Source organism: Paenochrobactrum glaciei (assembly GCF_039522165.1).
GTDB classification, from domain to species: domain Bacteria; phylum Pseudomonadota; class Alphaproteobacteria; order Rhizobiales; family Rhizobiaceae; genus Paenochrobactrum; species Paenochrobactrum glaciei.
On sequence record NZ_BAAADE010000001.1, the window covers coordinates 37,147 to 58,361 of the forward strand.

Below are 21,215 nucleotides of genomic sequence, written 5' to 3' on the forward strand. Positions count from 1 at the left end.
TTACAAGTCCAGCAGATTACGACGGCGCAGCAAAATCCATAGGAAAAATGGCGCACCAAAAGTTGCAGTCACGATACCGATCGGCAATTCTGCCGGAGCGACAATCGTGCGGCTGAAAGCATCAGCCAAAAGCAAAAGCGTTGCACCAAGCAAAGCCGAACACGGCAGCAGATAACGGTGATCAGGGCCAATTGATAAACGCAAAATATGTGGCACAACAATACCGACAAAACCAATACCGCCACTCACTGCAACAGAAGCGCCAACGGCTGCTGCCACACTGACAATCGCAATATTTTTAACGCGCTGTACATTGACGCCCAAATGATTGGCTGATGCTTCACCCAAGGCCAGTGCATTAAGACCACGTGCCAGAAACGGCACCACAATCAATACCACCAAGATGATAGGGCCTGCCGAAATAATTTTGCTCCAAGTCGCACCCGCCAATGAGCCAAGCCCCCAGAAGGTCATATCGCGCAATTGGCGATCATCAGCGATATAGGTCAAAAGCCCTGTTAAAGCGCCAGCCAATGCGCCAAGCGCAATACCGGCCAAAAGCATGGTAGCAACGGATGTCCTGCCCTGTCTGGTCGCAACGCGGTAAAGCAACAGTGTAGTAATAAGCCCACCGCCAAATGCAGCTAAGGGCAAGGTTAAAAGGCCGAACATTGTTGTCAGAGGTGCTAGTATCGTGCCACCCAGCACAATGATGGAAATAGCACCAAGACCGGCCCCCGAAGAAACACCGACAAGACCTGGATCAGCTAACGGATTGCGGAAAAGCCCTTGCATGACAGCACCGGAGACCGCCAAAGCGGCACCGATCAACATGCCCAATACAATACGCGGCAACCGAATATCAACGATGATCAAACGGTCACGCTGCGAAAGCACATCGCCTGAAGCATCAGCACCTGCCCACAGCGAGCGGATCAAATTCCACAGCGAAGCGTCAGACGCACCAGCTGTCAGGCTGAACAGAGCCGTTACAATGAGTGCGATTGCCAATACAAAAATCGACAATCTGGCAACATGACTGCGATCTCCATCCTGCTTGTTCCGTATTACAGGCAGCTCGGTGCTGTAAACGGCGTCTTGCGATGTCATAATTTACATCCTGATATTCTTCAGCGCTTATTTTAAAGAGCTGGATCATTGAAGCAGCAAGGCTGCGTACAAAACATCTGAGGGCTTTCCATGGCTTTATTTAAAGATCACAGAGAGCCTTCAGATATAATTAAAAAAACTGTTCAGTTTTTCTTTTCCGGATAAAGCGCTTCTGTCAGCTCACGCACGGCTTTGCCAGTGCGTGGGCCAAAGCCGAGCAGATACAATCCATCCATCTGAACAATGCTTTTTGTTTTGGCAGCAGGCGTCGAAACAATCGCCGGATGCGATAAAATATCAGCCGCACGCGCCATATGATCACCCGAGCCGGTCATCATCAAAATCAAATCAGGCGCAAGTTTATCAATCGCCTCATCAGTCATTTGCTTGTAGCCGGCAAAACTGTCGATGACATTGATACCACCTGCCATTTTGATGACATTATCCGCAGCTGTTCCTGTACCGGATGCCTGAAGACGCCCGTTTTGAACAGACAGGATAAACAAGACGCGCTTAGGCTCTTTGATCGATTGCGCCAGTTCTTCAGTCTTCTTGATGTCCTCATCAACGGATGCCACAAGCGCCTCAGCCTTTTCACTGACACCAAGCACTTTGCCAACAATTCTGATTTTCTCAAGCACACCTTCATGGTTCATGCTGTCCGGCACCATCACCACCGGAACTGATGCTTTTTTCAAAACTTCAATTGTTTCCGGCGGCCCACTGCCCTCAAGCATCAAAATTGCGCTCGGATTGATCGACAGCACACCTTCCGGTGACAATTGGCGCATATAACCGACATCGGTCAGTTTTTCAGCACTTGGCGGATAGGTGCCTGTTGTATCACGACCGATCAACCTGCCCTCTTCGCCCAGCGCATAGACAATCTCGGTCAGCGAGCCACCAACGGTCAAAAGACGGGAAGTGTCTTTTAAAGTTTCAACGGTAGCTGATATCACCGGCTCATTACCTGCCGCCAAAGCAGAGGTCATTGCAACGGGTGCAAGCACTGCCAATGACAATGTAGCCACCACACCCGCCAACAAACCCTGCCGCGTTTTACGCAGCAGGGCATCAGATGAACACATGGATAAGAAATTCATACGTCCCACCATCTGTTTCAAGCAGCTACGGATCGCGGCAGACGCGGCAAGGCTTCTACCAGTTCACGCCAATCAGCGCGCTCAGCGGTTCCCTCATGACGTTTACCAAAGAACTGAATAAACAGTTCGCCGCTTTCATCAAAAACTTCCAGAGATGTCACATGACCATCTTTGGTTGGCTTACGCACTGCCCAGACCTCACTGATACGGTCGGTGCGCAAATGCATATGGAATGTCGGATCCATAACATTGAGCCAAGGCCCCATCATTTTAATGCCGGTAATCGCACCGGTATGAATTTGAATACAGCCGCGATTGCCAACAAAGCACATGATTGGCAGTGATGTTTCGCCCGCCTGCTCCATCATTGTCTGGACAGAACCTGTATCAAGAGGCCATGCAAAGCTTTCACCGGCCAGTTCAACAGCCTGTTTGCGATCAATATTAAAATCACGCAGCAAGCCCATAAACTGATGCACATCTGTCAATTCTGACCAGCGATTGCGGAAAGCCTCACTATCAACTTCAGCCGTCACAGCTGTTTCGGCCTTGGCTTTTGGCGCAACAGCATGGAATTCGGCAGACTGATTGTCGCTTGCAAGATTTTTAAGCAATTCGGCATAAGCATCAAGATTTGATGCCTCGCGCAAATGCACTTTATGAACCGCCTCACCGGAAGCATTGAAGAATTGCAGGCTGCGGCGTACGCTATCGCCATCATGCTTTTCAACCGCAAAAGCTTCCGCCCATTGGGATGGGAAAATACGTAGATCAATCTGTTTACCTAAGACCATAGCTGCATGCTTGCCCGGCACGGTCTTTTCATAAGGGCCGATTTTCTCATGTACGGCGCTTTCATTGCGGGTCAGCGCCATCACTTCGCCAACAGCGCTGATGCCGCCTAAAAAAGCTTCCACATCCGCGCGCACCCGCACAACTTTTAAAGCTTCATCATCAGCGCCAATATAGGCAGCCAGATAATCAGCTTCCGAGATTTCAAGTTTCTGTGCGAAGTCGCGCTCACGCATTTTGGGGTTTTCTTGACGTGCCAGACGAATTGATTCCGGTGATGGTTTGGTCGATAATGTCATAGTTCTGCTGTACCTATTTATTGAGAATTAACTTGCCCTGACGCGTTATCTTTAAGCGGTACACAGAGCCGGCATGTTTGATACCGACCTCTTTTGCCCCCTCAAAAAGTTCACTGCTGCCATAAGTTTTTAGGTCTTCATCAACTGCTTTTGCAGCGGCTAAGACCTCTTCATCTGACGGCAATTCTTGCATCATATCCCTATTCAACAACTCATCTGGCAATATCTGCTCAGGTGCCTGTTGTTCTGGCACTGACCATTTTTCGGATGCCCTGGCCGGAGGCCACTGGACCTCCAAATCAATATCAACGCGCCGGTTCATTGCTCTGTTCGTTTCCATTCGCCTGTGAAAATCACGCCTCCACATTCTTGACACAAACTATCATGTTTTGTAGAAAGCGCAATACAAGACTTAAATAGTCAAGTTTAAAAATAATAATCCACCAGCCAGTGACACCTCATTTCACCAGCCAACGGAACATGCATTCAATTTTCTCAGGAGAAGTAGAAATGTCGCTGAAGACTGGCGGGCATCGCTCACACTTTATGACCGGAACAGCTCTCACGCTCGTTCTTATCGCAACTTCGTCAGCCTTCGCGCAGGAGCAATCTGCAAAGCCTGATGAGGCAGAAGTCAATCTGAAAACGATTGTTATCCGTAAAGCCGATCCGAATGCGTCAACATCGACAACAGATCCGGTGAGCAAAGTTACACGCTCAACGATGGATCGTTTCGGTGGCATCAAAATTGATGATACCCTGCGCAATGAACCAGGTGTTTTCACCCGCATTAACGGCTCTCAGCCGGGCGTTGCCGTCAATATTCGTGGTTTTGAAGGCTCCGGCCGCGTCAATATGATGATTGACGGTGTGCGTCAGAACTTCCGCTTTACCGGCCATGAAGCATCAGGTTTTACCTATGTAGACCAGAATTTGCTGGCTGAAATTGATGTAACCCGTGGCGCCACGACAGGTGTCGGTGGCAGCGGTCTCTCCGGCAGCGTCAACTTCCGTACACTTGGCGTCAACGATATCGTTGATGAAGGCAAACAATGGGGCGTGCTTGGTCGCGCATCATGGGGAAGCAACGGCGTTGGCTTCTCTGAAATGCTGGCCGGTGGTGCACGTATCGATGCTATGGGCATTGCTGCCGCTATCAGCCGTCGTGATTCCAATTCTTACAAAAATGGTGACGGTATCCGTCAGCCTAATACCGGTCAGGAATTGACATCCGGCCTGTTTAAAACTGAATTTGGTTTCGGTGAAGACCATCACCTGGCATTAGGTGGTGTTTTCTATAAAAACGATTTTGCTGCCAACTCTTACGATCAAACACTTAAAAATAATACTTTGACTGCAAATTATCGTTATAATCCGGGCGATAACGACCTAATAGATTTGCGTGTTAATGGTTATTATAATCATCTGAACATGACATATAATGCATCAGTTAACCCACCATTCTCTAGCGCTGTCGGCCGTGAGATTACCGACAAAGGACTGGGTTTTGATGTTTCTAACAACTCAAATTTCACTGCTGGTGATGTCAACATTAGCTGGAAAAATGGCGTTGAATATTTCCATGATAAAATCACAGGCGCTAATGCAGGCGTTAACCCGTCCGATGGTCGCAGCACAGCCGGCGCCGTTTTCACGGAAGCAAAGTTCTCTTATGGCATTGTCGACCTGACCACAGGTTTACGCTATAACTTCTTCAAACTTGACGGCGATGCGAATGACGGAACCCAGCTCGTTGACCGCTCCCTGAACGAGCTTGACCCGAAAATTACCTTGGCAGTGAATGCAACAGATTGGTTGCAGCCATATGTCACCTACTCCCATTCCATGCGCGCTCCAACCTTGCAGGAAACGATGCTGGGCGGTGTGCATCCGGGTTCTGTTTCAAGGCAGTTTTATTTGCCTAACCCTAATCTTTCAGCTGAAAAACTGCGCGGCTGGGAAGTCGGCGTCAATATGGCCAAAAACGATGTTTTCCTTGCCGATGATACCATCAGCATGAAAGCAAACTATTACTATATGACGGTTAAGGATTATATTGCCGCACGCACAGTCTCCAACAATTTAATGCAATATGTAAACGTTGACGGCAGCACTCATGTGCAAGGCTTTGAACTGGAAGCCAACTATGATGCAAGATTTGCTTTTGCCGGTATTGCCTATGGTTACACCGATACAAATATGCCGGAACAAATGCCAGGCTTAGGTGCTAACAACTATATGCCTGACCATCTGTTAACCTTGACAGCTGGTGCGCGTTTCCTTGAGGAAAAATTAACGGCCGGAGCACGTTACAACTACGTTTCTAAAGGCAACAATACAGATGGCACCAAAACAGCATCCTATGCGCTGGTCGATGTATTTGCCAATTACAAATTTACCAACAATGTTGACCTGACATTGAGAGTCAATAACGTCTTCAACAAAACCTACACACCTGCGCTCAACACATCAGGCTCGGGTCAGGGACGGACTTTCATGGTGGCAACGCAGTTTAAGTTCTAAACGCACCTGATAGTGTTTTGAAATAAAAGTGGCGCAGATATTCTCTGCGCCACTTTTTTATAATGCATATTCTTTTTTGCGATGAAATTTCATTAAAAAATAGATTAAATTTTCATCGTAACATTCTAATTTTAAATATATTTTATTGATATTCCACAAGCGGAAATAGCGGAAATGAAATCACGCTTGACTATTTTTCAAAAAGGGAACATTTATAGAACAAACGTAAATATACACACTCCGTCATTCTCTTTTTTGCGTGTTTTACGCCACGCCTTTGCTTGTCTGGAATTACCCCCCATGCGTAAGCCTGAAACGATTGAACGCCTCTATCTCGATTTTGATGGCTTTTTTGCCAGTGTGGAGCAGCAATGCGACAAACGTCTGCGCGACCGCCCGATCGGTGTTGTTCCTTTTGCCGGAACTGACCGAACTGCCGTGATTGCCTGCTCCAAGGAAGCAAAGGCCCGCGGCGTTAAAAACATCATGAAAATTCAAGACGCCAAGAAAATTTGTCCCGACCTTATTCTGGTGCCACAAAAGCCTGATCTTTATCGTCGTGCGCACAATGCACTGCTTTGTGAAATTGAAACAATTATCACAATTGATGCCGCCAAAAGCATTGATGAACTGACCTGTATTCTCGATGACAGCGGGAGGCGTGATCCCGAATTGCTAAGTGCACGTATCAAGTCCCATATCCGTCAGATGATCGGGCCTTACATCACCTGCTCTATTGGCTTTGCTGCCAATCGTCACTTGGCAAAAATGGCATGCAAAGCGGGAAAGGATGCCACCAAAAAAGCCGGAACCTATGGTAATGGCTTAGCAATATGGCACCCACACGAACTAACTGATCATCTTTTTCAGGTGCAGCTGGAGGATGTTCCGGCTGTCGGGCGCAATATGGCCAAGCGTCTTTACAAGCATAATATTTACACGACCGAAGCGCTTTATAATTTGCAGCCCAAACATATGCGGCGCATCTGGAACAGCGTGACCGGTGAGCGGCTTTGGTATGCTCTGCATGGCTATGATATTCAGGCTCAACCGCAAAAACGCGGCATGTTCGGCCATGGCCGTGTTTTGCCGCCCGAAGCGCGCAGCATTCATGGTGCCTATGAAATTTCACGGCTTCTACTCACCAAAGCTGCCCGCCGCCTGAGACGCGAAAACTACTATGCCGACGGACTTTCTCTTTGGCTTTCCATCAGAGACGGCTCCAATTTTCATAATGTGCGGCTTGCCACCGTCAATGATGATCAGGCCATATTGGCTGGGCTCAGACAACTTTGGTACAAAGTCGCGCAGGAATATCCGCACGGACTGACCATTTTTCGTGTAAGCGTGACGCTATATGATTTAAGCCCTGCCAATGCTCGACAGATTGACCTGTTGAATAATGATGATGCAACACGGCAGAAATGGGAAAAAGCCAGCTCCGCAATTGATGATTTAAACAGTCGTTATTCCAAAACTATTGTTAGTCTGGGTGAATGGAAACCACCGGCAGGCGGGCATGTGGGCGGTAAAATCAGCTATGTCCGTATTCCCTCACCTGAAGACTTCTGGTGACGCAAATGGCATCCCCACCCGGAAACTGGAAAACCCGCTATAAAGCCAGTGATCTTGCAGACCATCAAAGATTAGAAATGACCTGCAAGAAATGTAACCGCCTTGTTTATATCAATAAGGCAATGATCAGCTCAATTCGAGGACACGAGCAATTATATTTGGACGAAGTTGAACGACGCGCGCGCTGCAAAGCTCAAAATTGCCGTGGCACCATGCACATGGCAATGGTGCGCCTTGATGAACTCAGCGGTTTTGTTGGCGGGATTGCTTGATCTCCCGCCAAGATTTTAAGATCGTAACAAACTGGCTGACTGGCGCAATAATGGTACAGCAATAAGATAAAGACTTGCTGCGACGAGCCAAACCCAACCATCCCACCGCCCCGCGGTTAAGCCATAAAGCGTCGTAAATCCGACCGGCCCGATGATCGAAGTTATATTCGTCAAGCCTGTTAAAGTTCCTTGTAAAGCACCTTGCTTTTCATCGCGAACAAGACCGGAAATAATAGCCTGCAAAGCAGGCATACCAATGCCGCCTGTGGCCAGCATGAAAATTGCCGGCAGAACCATCCAGCTTTGCGTGATAAAAGCCAGCAATAGAAACCCGCAAATATCAGCGCCCATACCAAGCAGCAACACACCGCGGTCGCCCAGTCGCTTTGAAAGAGTGCCGGTTAAAACAGCTTGTACGAATGTATGTGCTGCACCAAAAATGGCCAGCGACACACCTGCTGTGCCAATATCCCAATTCAAGCGCTGTTCGCCATAAATCACCCACAGAGCGGCGGGCGCCTGCCCGATCAGCTGCATAAGAAAAAACAACGCAAAAAAGCTGGCAAGTCCCTGAACTGCAAAATTGAAGCGAAAGCCTTCAAACAAATTGATTTTGGCTGGCTGTCCTTCAGGCGGTTGTGACGGCGTTTTGGGCAACAAGAAAGCCACCAAACAAAAAGCAATTGCATTGAGAAGAGCCCCTGCCACAAAGGGCGCATGCACAGATATATCACCAAGAACACCGCCAATAGCAGGCCCTGCAATCATACCTGCACCAAAACACGCCCCCATAAAACCAAACCAACGGGCACGTTCTTCCTGTTTCGTTGTATCAGCGATAATTGATGCCGCGATTGCACCTGTGGCTCCGGTAACACCTGAGATAATCCGGCCGATATAAAGCACCCATAAAACAGGTGCTGCCGCCATTATGCTATAATCAATCGTGGCACCTAAAAATGAAACCAGCAAAATAATCCGCCGTCCATAGCGGTCAGATAACCGCCCTAAAACGGGCGCGCAAAAGACCTGCATAAACGCATAAAGCGATAAAAAAACACCATAGTGAAATGCTGTTTGCTCTGCCGGTACAAATTCATTTAATAAAGCCGGAACCACCGGCATGATTAATCCCAAACCAATCGCATCAAGCGCGACAACAATGAGTGCGGTTATAAGTGATTTTGACATAGATGTGACTTTTATTTATCATTGATAAGTTGACGATAAAAACTTTATCAATGATAAATTGTCAAGAGGTAATGCAATAAAATGACCAAATTGGATCGTGAGACCGTTATTCAGGTTGCACTTGAACTTCTCAACGAAGTCGGCGTTGACAATTTAACCACACGAAAATTGGCCGAGCGCCTAAAGGTACAGCAACCTGCTCTTTATTGGCATTTTCGCAATAAGCGCGCCCTGCTTGATGCCTTATCTGAAGCCATGTTAGAAAAAAATCACACCCGCACCGTGCCTCAGACAGGGGAAGACTGGCGTATCTTTTTAAAAGAAAATGCACTCAGCTTTCGTAAAGCGCTGCTTTCTTATCGTGATGGCGCACCTATTCATGCAGGCACACGACCAACAAGTGCGCAATATGAGCGCGTTGAAAAACAGATCAGATTTTTATGTGAGAGCGGATTTGAACTATCCGATGCCGTACGGGCATTAGTGATTGTCAGTCATTACACGACGGGCTCCGTCAGTGAACAGCAAGCAGCGCTCGAAGATAGTTCTGAACGCAAACAAGCCTCAAAAGAAGCCCCTGCGCAGCCATCAGAGTTTCTCACGCGGGCCTTTAATACATTCGATTCGGAAGGCGCCGATTTTGCCTTTGAATATGGATTGGATGCTTTAATTTCTGGTCTGGAAGTGAAGAAAGCCACAAAATAGCTTATAGCAGATACAACATAAAAAAGCCCCGCAAAAGCGAGGCTTTTAAAATGATTACCATGAAGATTATGCTTTGGGTGCAGCTTTTGGTTTGCGAGTCGAATAGACAACAAAGAACCCTGCAACCAAACCATAACCAAGCCATTTAAATGGCAATATATCTGCATCTTCACGGCGGATTGCAAGCACCGCAACAGTGCCCGGTCGTGTTTCAACACCGGCTTGGCCGCTGCTTTGAGCTGCTTCAATCTGTTCAGGTGAGACGACCCATTCACGGCCTGTATATTTATCATAGGCCATAAAGCCAAATCCTACGACGAGTGCAGTGATTGCGCCTGCAATCAAACGAATGCGCATATTCATATCAAATTTTCCATCATTAAATCTTGTGCCGCTTTTAATATAACAAGTGCAAAAACATCAATTAGCGAACTCATCACTTATTATTATCTAATTCAAAATTACAAAATGCCTTAGAGCAAAAGTCACCTGATAAATCACTGCGGCGACCGCAAAGAATGTATGAAATTTCAGGTTTTTCGTACTGATAGCAATCAGACATAGAATAATAAAAACCACTGCTCGTATCGGATATTCAGGGCCATAAAGCTCATAATGGCTCCAGCCTTTCAACAGTGTATCGATCATATCCGTGATACAAAGAACAATCAGCAGTCCAAAAAACCATTTACGGCGCGACATGAAATAATCACGGTAGCCGTTATATTCATCGATGCTATCAGGAAACAATAAGGTGCTGATTAAGAAATAAAGACCGGCGTAAAACAGCACAAATAGATATTTTTCAAATGTCCAAACCGTAATGATACGTAAATTAAATTCCAACCACCAGAAATGCACCACAGATAAAAGAATAAAACCAACCCATGCAAGATGCACGGGATAGACGACCAGTTTACCAGGATGCTGAATATAGCGGCCAATGCCCATCAAAATACGAGAAACACACAGCCCCAGAATCATACCAATAATAATTCTGACATGCGTAAAAGCTTCTGCCGGCGCTGCTGTCGTTAATGTTACGGTATGATCCATCGGAAAACCTGCAAATCTGTTTTGTCGTCATTTCTATTGCAGGATTTATTGTAGACTGATTTATTTTCTATAAAAGCTGCATTTTTGCATTTCATTTAATGATTAGTGGAAGAAAAAATAACTACTTTTCTATCTCTGAATCTCCCTCAGCGGTAAGGTGCCGCAGGTAATTTTAAATCTGTAAGTACAGCAGAGATTGTAAACTTGATCATATTCATTTTATAAATGCACAGTGATTTTGTGTGATCAGTCACCGTAAACCTATGTTTTTGAAAGCTGAAACCATGAAGGCCTTGTCGTTTTGAATATCCGTCCCGCCCTTATCAAAGATTACAAAGCTTTGCTGAGTGTTGACAGCATTGCTCCCGATGATAAACGCCGCGCAAGCCAGATTGCCGAATGGATCAATAAGCAATCCTGTTATTTAGTAGAACTTGATAATGAGGTGGCAGCCTATGGCGTTTTAAATTACCACTTCTTTCATCATGGCTACATTGAAATGCTGATGGTTAAATCTGAACATCGCCGCCATCAACTTGGACAAGCGCTTGTTGAGCACTTCAAATCAATTTGCAAGGATCCGAAGCTCTTCACAACAACCAATTTATCCAACGAGCCTATGCAGCTATTACTGCAAAAATGTGGGTTCTCGCGTAGTGGCCAGATTGATAATTTGGATGATGGCGACCCGGAATTGGTTTTCTTTTGGGCAAACACACGTGATAATGAAGCAAATTTAAGCAAATAAAGCAGCCTTACTTCGTTTTCAACAAAGCGTGAGAACATCCTAAACTGGTTGTGGTGTTTTAAATTGCCGATTATACAACACAACCGGCCAAAATAACCGGACAAGCCAGCCTATTGCATCAGGCTATAAAGGAGCGTTATTTTGACAAATACGAAAACAACCGATTTGGCACTAAGTCTGCTTGATTGGAACAGAAAAAATCTGGTTCATAACAATGCTCTGACTGAGACACTCATTGCAGAAAAATTTGCTGAGCAATTTATCGTAAAAGCAAACGGCAGGACACACCCTGCCAATCATGCCGCTTATCTTGAGTTTTTAAACGGCTTTCGCAGCACAATTGCTTCCATTGACTATAGAGTGCACGAAACGATCACCGAAGCTAATGCTACGGTACTTGCCATGACGGCAGAAGTTGTACGCATAGACAAAACCAAAGATATTTTTGAAGCCATGTTGCATCTTAAATTTAATGATGCCGGAATGATTACGCTTTGGAATGAAGTTTATATAAAAACATCATAACTTTTGTAAAAAAATACAATATTAAACATATTCCCCAAACAAGTGTTTAATATAGATTTTTTTCTATTTGCATTTTTTATTTTTTGAGTCATTCTAGCCTTGAGCAAAAAATGGGAGCTCTGGTTAGCGAATTGGAAGTTTCTTCAATATGCTTACAGGGCTTGCAACTAAGTGCCCCCACCGAATGGCAAGCCCACCCATCCCATTGCTTTGAAGTATGCTTGATTTTTTAATACTTCACTTAAAAGCCCTTACCTCACACTGTTTTGTCATTAAAGCACGTCACATCAAGTGATGCGAAATGACACTTGACTGTCATATTTCGTTTTTAGGTTTCCATTGTATTTGAATGAAAATCAATGAGGAACAGTTATGAAAAAGACACTTCTTGCAGTCACAATGCTTATGCTTACTGCTGCACCATCTTTAGCATGTACCGCTGAAGAAGCTCAGACTAAAGCAAATGATGTGACCGTAAAGCTTCAGGAACTGGCAACAAAGAATCCACAGAAAGCTATGGAAGTCAGTCAGAAAATCCAGGAAACCCAATCCTCACTGGCCAATACCACAGATTTGGAAACTGTCTGCAAGGCATATGATGAAATGCTTGATATGATGAAATAATTCAACTGAGAGTGGGATTAGCTCCCGCTCTCCTTAATCCGCGAACAATCAAATTGTAAATCCAAAACATTATAAAATATTCATAATACACTGATTTTATTATGTAAAACAGTTATAAATACTATTTCCTACAAATAAAACATCATCGTGCACAACCATTAACCTTAAAACTAAGTTAAGATTGCCGCATTTTAGCCGAAGCTATAAAAACACAGAGCAAATAACGAGTTGAGGTTTTCGTATCGTACGCTTCCGGAATGGCGATTACTAACTCACGCCCTTTAACTCTCGTTGATACGGATTTACAAAATGGTTTTAAGACTCTCAAAAGCTCTTATGGTGCTGGCCATCGCATTCTTTGCGTCACTGGTCGCCTTCGGTAATATCACAGATTATGGCTCAAACTTTGCGTTTGTGCATCATGTGTTTCTGATGGACACAATCTTCCCAGACGCGACAATCAAATATCGTGCAATTGAAACCGAATGGCTGCATCATGCAGGTTATATTGGCATTATTACCCTTGAAACACTGACCGCACTCTTGTGCTGGATTGGTGGCTTCAAACTGCTGGCTGCCCGTAATGACAGCGCTGCCTCATTCAATATGAAGAAAAACTGGGCAATTGCTGGCCTGACACTTGGTTTCCTCACATGGCAGGTCGCATTCATGTCGGTTGGTGGCGAATGGTTTGGTATGTGGATGTCCAAGCAATGGAATGGCGTTCCAGACGCATTCCGCTTCTTCATCACCATCATTGCTGTACTGATTTATCTGGTACTGCCTGAAAAAGACGACGCCTAATAGCACTTAAAAATTTATAAGCCGCCCTGCTCCAGTCGGGCGGCTTTTTTTATCAAGGCAATTAAGCTGCTTTACGCAATTCTATGTTTTTCCAATTACTGGAAAACTTCACACCACTCCCGCGAAAGAGCTGAGTAATCGGGCAACGTCTTTCGACTTCAATTGCAAAAGCTGCAAATTTTTCATCATCCAGATTGGTTTCAACACAGATATCCAGATGAACGTCTGAAAAATTCGAGATACCCTCTTCGCCAAAAACCAGAACGCTGTTGTCCAGATGGCTAGTCAGATTAATCGACCACTCTCCAAGTTCAATAGACGGGTCTTGTGATGCGATAATCTGCGAAGTTACCTGCGTGCAAGATGACAAAGCAGCAAGCGCATAATCCAACGGACTTGGCGCACTATTATCGCCACCAAACGCGCTGTGACCAACAACATCAATTGTCAGTGGACTTCCGGCAATTGCCAGCTTTTGCTTTACAACCGAACCTTTACCGGTGAGTGAAAATGGTATTGTTGAACCTTTAGCCATAGCAAACCCTTTCTATTGTTAAGGCAAGCACTAGGCCGCATGTGGCGAGCAAACAAGGAACGCTATTTCAGTAATCGCACTACCATCAAAATCAATTTCCTTGACCCTGCATATACGAAGTTTTCACTACTCATTTTAAAGCAAAGAGCATCAACAAATTATAATGCGGAACATTCTCTAAGGTTTTTCGTTGTTTTTCTATAACAACAAAGAAAGCCCTTAACATGAATGAATTTCATAGCGCTTTAAGAGAAACATTCTATGCCGACAACTTTAATGTCTGGCCGCATATTTTTACATTAGTTACAGCATATATTCTGGCACTCCCGATCGGTTGGCATAGAGAGCGAGAAGAAAGAAGCGCTGGACTACGTACTTTTCCGTTAGTTGCCGTAGCGAGCTGCGGCTTTGTTCAAGCAGCCGAAGGCATCACCACTGGCAACCCAGAAGCACTGGCACGTATCATAGAAGGTGTAATTACCGGCATGGGCTTTATCGGTGGTGGTGCAATTTTAAGGCTGAGCTCGTCCGTTAAAGGAACAGCAACCGCCGCAAGCTTATGGGCGACTGGTGCGATCGGCATTGCATGCGCACTGGGGGCTTTTGACATTGCCATTATTATTATGGTCTTTGCCTTTATCACACTTGTTCTTTTTTCAAATGGAAAAGCTGAAGCTATAGCTGTAAAGCGTAAAATAGACACAAATACGCAACCAGATTAGACCGAGGCAAAGATGAGCAACCCAACACGCATGATTGCCGTATTACCAACTAACAATTTGGAAGCTTCTGTGAAGTTTTATGAGCTGCTTGGTTTCAGGCCAAAAGGTGATGATGTCTATGCTGACTACCAAATGCTGGTTGATGGTAAAGGTGCTGAATTGCACCTAACCAAAGCACCAGAAGGCTGGTTAATCCCGAATAAAAGCCCTTGCGGAGTTTATTTTTATGTTGACAACGTTGATGAGTTGGCACTGAAGGTTGGCGCCAGTGCTTTACATTCACCAAGAGAAACGCCTTGGGGAACATACGAGTTTGCCGTATCAGACCCTGATGAGAACCTTGTGAGAGTTGGGCAGAGCTTATCCTGACAATAAATTTGAGTTTCCTCAAATATAAAAGTCGCCAGTATAACTGGCGACTTTCTATTTGTAGCATTGGTCAGTGCATTACCACTTAATGCGCAGACCAACTGTACCTTTATAGCTATAGCTGTCGCCAAAGTGCTTAAGGCTCGTATAGACAGAACCTTCGCCATAGACGGAATATTTATCGTCATTCCAGTTATAGCTACCGCCAAGACCGATACCGGCCCAAACACGCTCACGCTTGTTAATGAAGTTTTCGTCGTCAACACGTACCTTGGTGCCATTGAGAAATTCGCTATACAAATTAGCAATTCCATACACATAGCTACGGTTTATACGGCCTTCATCATTAAACCATGAATCCTGATGCTCAAGGCTCAACCCCAAACGTCCTTCAAGGCTTTCACCACGCTTACGTGATACATGACCTTTAAATGGATCGACAAAACTGTCAAAATCAACATTTGAATATTGCAGCTGTGCCTGTGGAGTTAATGACCAATGTTCATTCAGTTCGCTACGCTTACCCGTCTCAACGGACAGCGTATAACCAAAACCGTCATTCCCTTTTACCATCGACTTTTTAGCGGTCGAGGAATTCAGATCGCTGTCATACCATGTCAACTGAGCCTGATTATCGACATAGAAACCGTTTTCACCATACCAGGTTAAAGTTGCCCCTAAACCGTAACCATCGGTTTTGATATCACCCTTACCATGCTTGGAGTAAACTTCAGCCTTACCATTCGTATAATGGGCTGTGATACCACCAATCAGCTTGCCATCTTCGCTCTCATGCAACAGACCATCAAGGCCGGCCTGCATTTTGAACGTGTTATAATCATAATCTGTGCCAGACGTTGTTTCCCGTGAGCGAATTTTGGTATGTGCACCTTCAATACGACCCCAGATCGCATTTTCTTCAATGTGAACGCCCGCTTCTTCAGCTGGGGCAAAAGCTTCAACAACATCAGCACCTTGTGCAAGCAGTTTGTTGCCAGCATTGTTCCAATAGCGGTTACCTACACGCTGTTGCAAAGTCGGAAGACTATTCAGGCCAAGTAAAAACTGCGGATACGCCTCATAAAGTGGCACACCACCAGTAAACAGTTCCTCACCAGGCTCATCATCCTTCACCTGAGAGCGCAGATACCAGTTACCATCGGCTTTATCATCACCAAGGCCGTTCTGATAAAGCTTATAGGCATAGGCACCCTGCCCAATCGCCATTGCATTATTATGCTCATATGCATTGCTGCCACCGAGCATAAAAGCACCTTCTGCTGAATGATCTTTATCACGAACCTGAACAAGCTGAATACCGTTCTGCTTCGTCAAAGCGGCATTCGCTTCACTTTTAACGGCTACTTCAATGGTTGTAGCATTGGCGCCTTTTTCAACACGATCAGCGATCAGCATATCAGCCTTTGAGCCCTGACCACCATCGCCGTCATTCAGCTCAGCACCAAGTTTCAAAGTGCCGCCAGACACATAAGTTCCGCTGCCAATAGTTTCTGCATCACTGCTGGAGGTAATAACAAGTGTATTCCCCACTTGCTCACCGGTCAGATCAATGAGACCTTCATTTTTGAAGCTTGCTGTGTTGGTAAACTGTGTCTGCAGCAGGCCCTTGCGTTCAAAGTCATAGATGTCCTGCGAGAACAACCGATTATTGATACCTGTGCGGGCCTTGTAATAACCAGTCGCATCGAAGTTTTCAGCGCTACTCGCCCCCAGTGACACAACACCACTGGCAGCATTCACAAAATGGGAATTATCACCGCCCATATCGTTGACAGCAACACCGCGCAGATCACGCTCACCATCAGGATTACTCGCTGAAAAATTACGTGAGATGAATTTGCTGGTATTCTCGAAATAGTTGCCACCATTAGATCCAAGTTTAACAAAACCGGTCATCAAGCCATTGTTAGTAACTTTGAAATCACCAACAGGCCCCATAAACGGATCAGACAAATCAGTAATTAGTCGATCAGAAAGAGCTGACAATGCACCATCATTGGTCACTTCCACGATATCATTAAAACTACCAACGACCATAGCGCTACCTTGTCCGCGCCCACCGATCACCTCACCCGTACTACCTATTGTTACAGTTGCCTGTTCATTAGTAGAGCTTATATTTAAACCATTGGAATTTAGAGCCAGCGCTTCTACATATCCATCAACATTAATTGCAGATGATGAGCCTACTGCCTCTATGCCGGTTGAATCATCACCGTACATGATGATAGTGCCCGCCACATCAATCATAGTTTCAGAGAACCAGCTGCTCGCTAAAATCCCCTGCGATTTTTTACCATGTATAGTAACTTTACCAGAATCTTCTAAAATTACGTCAACACTTCCGCGTGTTACTAATTCTGCACCTGCTCCAGCTCCACGGACGACAATATTACCTACATTAATATCTAAATCAGCAAAGCCACCATCTATTACGTTGATACCGCTACTGCGTAATTGTTTATGAACTTCCCCCTCATGAAGTATTTGAATATTACCGGAGCGATTATCAACAACCACTTTGCCTGATGCTAAGGGAGAGCGCTCGATTGCAATTCCATGAGAGCTGGCATTTCGAGTTATGATCTTGCCACTGTTTACAGCAAAAACATCACCGCCTGTCAGAAGCGCGCTATCACTGGCTATTGTATAACCAAGTGCCATTCCATGCTGCATTGAAGAAAGCGAACTACTATCTGCACCGGTTTCAATCACCCCCTCATTGATGGCTGCGATAACACCAAATTGACCTAATTGGTTAGCGTCTGGCCGAACACGTATATAAATGGCAGCTGCTTTATCCTCATCAGATGATAAAATACCGGTTGGATGAATATGATAATAAGCCTTTTGATCATTACCTATGGCCATTACGAGCCAGCTATAAGCCGTTTCTTTCCCGCCCACACCTTTACAGGAATCAGGCCCGCCAACATCGGGACACCTGACATCTGCTATGATCGCATCTATATCCGCCATTGAGGCAACAGGGAAACTTACGCTGGCAAGCAATGCCAGTGTCGAAACGCTCATCAATTTAGTACGCACGGAGTGCCCCCACTTCGAGAATATGGTTAATAAAAGCGCCATACGCCCTACGCGCATAAAAGGTCAAATATACAAAAGTTTAAACCATTTATAAAAATGTAAGATATTCAGTAAAACATCAAATGTCAGCATATAAAAACTAATTTAAAACAATGACATACGGCTTATGGTTGCCTAAATGCAACACGCAGCAGCTGTATTCACATCCCCGTGAATACGGGGATATTTTTGATCAATTGTAAAAATAAATGCCGATTTTTAGAATCAATCATATTAATTTTGATCAAAATAATGAGAAATCAGTCTCTGCCCGTTAACCAACAGGACTGAGTTTGCACTTAGCTTAACGTAGATAAATAGCTGTCTTCAGCAGCATGACTGCCCTTATAAGAGCGGAGCAATGATTGAATAATAGCAGACTAAATCAGCCTACATCATTTAGACGTTTAATTATTAGGGGGAGAGTAAAGGAATGATTTTCATCAAAATTCCTAAATCAACAATGAGTTAGGAATGGTGGGCGATGAGAGACTCGAACTCCCGACATCTTCGGTGTAAACGAAGCGCTCTACCAACTGAGCTAATCGCCCGCAGTTGCTTTGTATCAACTGTGTGGCTGCTTATTACGCAATAAAAACTACATATGCAAGCACAAAATACAGCTAACCCAAAGATTTATCACATAAAACTCATCTGATTATAACAGACAGTTTTTAAGCAAATTTTAGATGTTAGACTTTGAGAAACAGTGCATATCATCATGCAGGTGCATTCTAAAACTGAAAAATTTTAAGGGGAAGTGTTTTAGAATGGTGGGCGATGAGAGACTCGAACTCCCGACATCTTCGGTGTAAACGAAGCGCTCTACCAACTGAGCTAATCGCCCGCAGTTGCTTTGGATCAACTGTGTGAGCGTCGTTTAAGCAATTAATTTGACTCGCGCAAGCTCCAAATTCAAAAAAATCACATAAAAACGCTAAAAATACAAAAATAATTCAAAAACCTGCGAAAACAGCCCTACCCGAGCTCAAAACGCACAGCAAAACAACCTGTTAGGCAGATGTCGCCTGTCATTTTGCGCGAAAATATTTTTACAATTTACTGATGAAAATATGATTCCACCAATCATTTGATGCGGATTTGTATTTTAGTTTCTGATTCTGACAAATATGCACGCAAAAGAAAACCGGCGCAGTTTTAAAACTACGCCGGTTTGAAAATACTCACGCTGGTCCGCGCAATATCAATGATGTTTTACCACCATTTGGTTGGTGCAAAGCGTCCAGCAGCCTGCTCAATCACATGAGCAGCCTGGAACAGGGTTTCTTCACCAAATGGACGGCCGATCAGCTGCAAGCCCAAAGGCAGACCATCAGCGTTGAGACCGGCAGGAACCGACACACCTGGCAAACCAGCCATGTTAACAGTCACGGTGAAAATATCATTCAGATACATTTTAACCGGATCAGCAGCCATCTCCGCATCTGCAACTTTAAAGGCTGATGAAGGTGTGGACGGGGTCAAAATAGCATCAACACCGAGATTGAAGACATCTTCGAAGTCTTTCTTGATCAAGGTGCGCACCTTCTGCGCTTTCAGGTAATATGCATCATAGAAACCAGCAGACAGCACATAAGTGCCGATCATCACGCGGCGCTTAACTTCCCAGCCAAAGCCTTTGGCGCGGGTCTGTTCGTACATGTCGGCAATATCTTTGCCCGGCACACGCAGACCATAACGAACGCCGTCATAACGTGCCAAATTGGACGAGGCTTCCGCAGGTGCCACAATGTAATATGCAGGCAAGGCATATTTGGTGTGCGGCAGCGAAATATCAACGATTTCTGCACCAGCATCTTTAAGGAAAGCAATGCCCTGCTGCCACAGCTTTTCAACGTCTTCCGGCATACCATCAACGCGATATTCTTTTGGAATACCAATGCGCATGCCTTTAACCGATTTGCCAAGTACAGCTTCATAATCCGGCACAGGCAAATCAAAGCAAGTGCTGTCTTTCACATCAAAAGAAGCCATAGACTTCAGCATGATAGCCGCATCACGCACATCACGGGTGATGGAACCGGCCTGATCAAGGGATGACGCAAAAGCAACAGTGCCCCAACGGGATACACGGCCATAAGTCGGCTTGAAACCAACCGTACCGGTGAAAGCTGCCGGCTGACGGATTGAACCACCTGTATCAGTTGCAGTGGCTGCCACGCAGAGATTGGCGGCAACGGCTGCTGCAGAACCACCTGAAGAACCACCAGCGGTCAACTGTGCATCCGAACCTTTGGCGCGCCAAGGGTTCGTGACCGGACCATAGAAAGATGTTTCATTGGAAGAGCCCATCGCGAACTCATCCATGTTGAGCTTGCCGAGCATAACAGCACCATCAGCCCAAAGATTGGCTGTGACTGTTGATTCATATTCCGGCTTAAAGCCATCAAGAATATGCGAGCAAGCCTGTGTATGGATGCCTTTGGTGGCAAAGAGATCCTTGATGCCGAGCGGAATACCTTCCAGCGCTCCGGCTTCGCCCTTGGCCAGACGTTCGTCAGATGTTTTAGCCATCTGGCGCGCATGATCATGGGTCACAGCAATATAAGCATTAAACTGGCTGTTGGCGGTATCAATCGCGCTCAAATAAGCTTCAGTCAGTTCGGTCGCTGTAATTGCTTTGCTTGTTAACTTATCACGCGCTTCAGCAATAGTAAGTGCGGTTAAATCGGTCATTGTTTAATCCTGTCGATGCGCAAACTGCGCAAATTTCTGTAGTCCCGCCAAGTGACAATTCATCAAAAGCAGCGTTATCCGCGCACTTTGAATGATTATTCGACCATTTTTGGTACAACGAAAAAATTGTCTTCTGTTACAGGTGCATTTGCGACAACCGCATCGGCAATATTGCCATCGCTGACAACATCATCACGCAGGCGCATTTTCATCGGCATAGCAGATGTCATTGGCTCAACGCCTTCCACATCCACTTCATCAAGCTGAGCAACAAAGCCCAGCATATTATTAATTTCGCCCGTCATACGCTCTGCATCGTCATCGCTGATCGCGATGCGCGCAAGGTGAGCAACGCGTTTGACTGTAGTAATATCAACGGACATCCTGAACTCCGGAAATTCTGTTTTTAAACCAAAACAACAAAACTGCTTTGGTGTCATTTAATAACGGCTATAAC

The 21,215-nt window shown here is 45.3% G+C and carries 21 protein-coding genes and 2 tRNA genes; 10 read left to right on the plus strand and 13 right to left on the minus strand.

Annotation, left to right across the window (positions count from 1 at the left end; translation table 11 throughout):
• The 4 genes from ABDZ76_RS00245 to hemP form a co-directional block, all read right to left on the minus strand.
• Positions 1 to 1,110 (minus strand): FecCD family ABC transporter permease, encoded by a 1,110-nt coding sequence (locus ABDZ76_RS00245; protein WP_343799901.1) that lies wholly within the window; start codon positions 1,108 to 1,110, stop codon positions 1 to 3.
• 143 nt (positions 1,111 to 1,253) lie between these two features.
• On the minus strand, positions 1,254 to 2,102 hold the full coding sequence (locus ABDZ76_RS00250) for a heme/hemin ABC transporter substrate-binding protein (protein ID WP_374844538.1): 849 nt from the start codon (positions 2,100 to 2,102) through the stop codon (positions 1,254 to 1,256).
• A gap of 128 nt (positions 2,103 to 2,230) precedes the next feature.
• The gene (locus tag ABDZ76_RS00255; RefSeq protein ID WP_343799905.1) at positions 2,231 to 3,304 is read right to left on the minus strand and encodes a hemin-degrading factor; all 1,074 of its coding nucleotides are present in this window, start codon (positions 3,302 to 3,304) and stop codon (positions 2,231 to 2,233) included.
• Between the two features lie 13 nt (positions 3,305 to 3,317).
• Complete coding sequence (hemP, locus tag ABDZ76_RS00260; protein WP_374844539.1) at positions 3,318 to 3,500, minus strand: hemin uptake protein HemP; 183 nt, start codon at positions 3,498 to 3,500, stop codon at positions 3,318 to 3,320.
• 314 nt (positions 3,501 to 3,814) lie between these two features.
• Between hemP and ABDZ76_RS00265 the strand changes: the two genes are divergently transcribed.
• The 3 genes from ABDZ76_RS00265 to ABDZ76_RS00275 all read left to right on the plus strand — a co-directional run bounded on the left by ABDZ76_RS00265 (position 3,815) and on the right by ABDZ76_RS00275 (position 7,674).
• On the plus strand, positions 3,815 to 5,827 hold the full coding sequence (locus tag ABDZ76_RS00265) for a TonB-dependent receptor domain-containing protein (RefSeq protein WP_343799907.1): 2,013 nt from the start codon (positions 3,815 to 3,817) through the stop codon (positions 5,825 to 5,827).
• A 300-nt stretch (positions 5,828 to 6,127) separates the two neighbouring features.
• Positions 6,128 to 7,402: a Y-family DNA polymerase gene (locus ABDZ76_RS00270; protein WP_343799909.1), complete on the plus strand. Its 1,275-nt coding sequence runs from the start codon at positions 6,128 to 6,130 to the stop codon at positions 7,400 to 7,402.
• 5 nt (positions 7,403 to 7,407) lie between these two features.
• Positions 7,408 to 7,674 carry a hypothetical protein gene (locus ABDZ76_RS00275; protein WP_343799911.1) on the plus strand — a complete coding sequence of 89 codons (267 nt, stop codon included), beginning with the start codon at positions 7,408 to 7,410 and terminating at the stop codon, positions 7,672 to 7,674.
• A 15-nt stretch (positions 7,675 to 7,689) separates the two neighbouring features.
• Here ABDZ76_RS00275 and tet(Y) read toward each other — a convergent pair whose 3' ends face one another.
• Positions 7,690 to 8,865, minus strand: coding sequence for a tetracycline efflux MFS transporter Tet(Y) (gene tet(Y) / locus ABDZ76_RS00280; RefSeq protein WP_343799913.1), 1,176 nt, complete (start codon positions 8,863 to 8,865; stop codon positions 7,690 to 7,692).
• An 81-nt stretch (positions 8,866 to 8,946) separates the two neighbouring features.
• Here tet(Y) and tetR(Y) point away from each other — a divergent pair, with 81 nt between their 5' ends.
• The gene (tetR(Y), locus tag ABDZ76_RS00285) at positions 8,947 to 9,570 is read left to right on the plus strand and encodes a tetracycline resistance transcriptional repressor TetR(Y) (protein WP_343799915.1); all 624 of its coding nucleotides are present in this window, start codon (positions 8,947 to 8,949) and stop codon (positions 9,568 to 9,570) included.
• A 66-nt stretch (positions 9,571 to 9,636) separates the two neighbouring features.
• On the opposite strand, the gene ABDZ76_RS00290 is transcribed toward tetR(Y), so the two are convergent.
• Entirely contained in the window at positions 9,637 to 9,933 is a 297-nt protein-coding gene (locus tag ABDZ76_RS00290; protein ID WP_343799917.1) for a hypothetical protein, read from the minus strand.
• A gap of 87 nt (positions 9,934 to 10,020) precedes the next feature.
• Positions 10,021 to 10,626, minus strand: coding sequence for a hypothetical protein (locus ABDZ76_RS00295; RefSeq protein ID WP_343799919.1), 606 nt, complete (start codon positions 10,624 to 10,626; stop codon positions 10,021 to 10,023).
• A gap of 340 nt (positions 10,627 to 10,966) precedes the next feature.
• Between ABDZ76_RS00295 and ABDZ76_RS00300 the strand changes: the two genes are divergently transcribed.
• From ABDZ76_RS00300 to ABDZ76_RS00315, 4 genes are all read left to right on the plus strand, one after another.
• Entirely contained in the window at positions 10,967 to 11,374 is a 408-nt protein-coding gene (locus tag ABDZ76_RS00300) for a GNAT family N-acetyltransferase (RefSeq protein WP_343799921.1), read from the plus strand.
• A 141-nt stretch (positions 11,375 to 11,515) separates the two neighbouring features.
• On the plus strand, positions 11,516 to 11,899 hold the full coding sequence (locus ABDZ76_RS00305; protein ID WP_343799923.1) for a hypothetical protein: 384 nt from the start codon (positions 11,516 to 11,518) through the stop codon (positions 11,897 to 11,899).
• A gap of 372 nt (positions 11,900 to 12,271) precedes the next feature.
• Complete coding sequence (locus ABDZ76_RS00310) at positions 12,272 to 12,523, plus strand: hypothetical protein (protein WP_343799925.1); 252 nt, start codon at positions 12,272 to 12,274, stop codon at positions 12,521 to 12,523.
• 309 nt (positions 12,524 to 12,832) lie between these two features.
• Positions 12,833 to 13,327, plus strand: a complete 495-nt coding sequence (locus ABDZ76_RS00315; RefSeq protein ID WP_343799927.1) for a DUF2165 family protein — start codon at positions 12,833 to 12,835, stop codon at positions 13,325 to 13,327.
• A gap of 61 nt (positions 13,328 to 13,388) precedes the next feature.
• Here ABDZ76_RS00315 and ABDZ76_RS00320 read toward each other — a convergent pair whose 3' ends face one another.
• On the minus strand, positions 13,389 to 13,862 hold the full coding sequence (locus ABDZ76_RS00320) for an OsmC family protein (RefSeq protein ID WP_343799929.1): 474 nt from the start codon (positions 13,860 to 13,862) through the stop codon (positions 13,389 to 13,391).
• A gap of 224 nt (positions 13,863 to 14,086) precedes the next feature.
• Here ABDZ76_RS00320 and ABDZ76_RS00325 point away from each other — a divergent pair, with 224 nt between their 5' ends.
• On the plus strand, positions 14,087 to 14,584 hold the full coding sequence (locus tag ABDZ76_RS00325; RefSeq protein WP_343799931.1) for an MgtC/SapB family protein: 498 nt from the start codon (positions 14,087 to 14,089) through the stop codon (positions 14,582 to 14,584).
• A 12-nt stretch (positions 14,585 to 14,596) separates the two neighbouring features.
• The gene (locus ABDZ76_RS00330) at positions 14,597 to 14,953 is read left to right on the plus strand and encodes a VOC family protein (RefSeq protein ID WP_343799933.1); all 357 of its coding nucleotides are present in this window, start codon (positions 14,597 to 14,599) and stop codon (positions 14,951 to 14,953) included.
• A 78-nt stretch (positions 14,954 to 15,031) separates the two neighbouring features.
• Here the strand turns inward: ABDZ76_RS00330 and ABDZ76_RS00335 are convergent, their stop codons facing one another.
• The 5 genes from ABDZ76_RS00335 to gatC form a co-directional block, all read right to left on the minus strand.
• On the minus strand, positions 15,032 to 18,064 hold the full coding sequence (locus tag ABDZ76_RS00335) for an autotransporter family protein (RefSeq protein ID WP_343799935.1): 3,033 nt from the start codon (positions 18,062 to 18,064) through the stop codon (positions 15,032 to 15,034).
• A gap of 472 nt (positions 18,065 to 18,536) precedes the next feature.
• Positions 18,537 to 18,612 (minus strand) — tRNA-Val (locus tag ABDZ76_RS00340).
• Between the two features lie 220 nt (positions 18,613 to 18,832).
• Positions 18,833 to 18,908: transfer RNA gene (locus ABDZ76_RS00345), tRNA-Val, on the minus strand.
• Positions 18,909 to 19,276: 368 nt separating this feature from the next.
• Positions 19,277 to 20,758: an Asp-tRNA(Asn)/Glu-tRNA(Gln) amidotransferase subunit GatA gene (gatA, locus tag ABDZ76_RS00350; RefSeq protein ID WP_343799938.1), complete on the minus strand. Its 1,482-nt coding sequence runs from the start codon at positions 20,756 to 20,758 to the stop codon at positions 19,277 to 19,279.
• Between the two features lie 95 nt (positions 20,759 to 20,853).
• The gene (gene gatC, locus ABDZ76_RS00355) at positions 20,854 to 21,141 is read right to left on the minus strand and encodes an Asp-tRNA(Asn)/Glu-tRNA(Gln) amidotransferase subunit GatC (protein ID WP_184219728.1); all 288 of its coding nucleotides are present in this window, start codon (positions 21,139 to 21,141) and stop codon (positions 20,854 to 20,856) included.
• Positions 21,142 to 21,215: the final 74 nt, after the last annotated feature.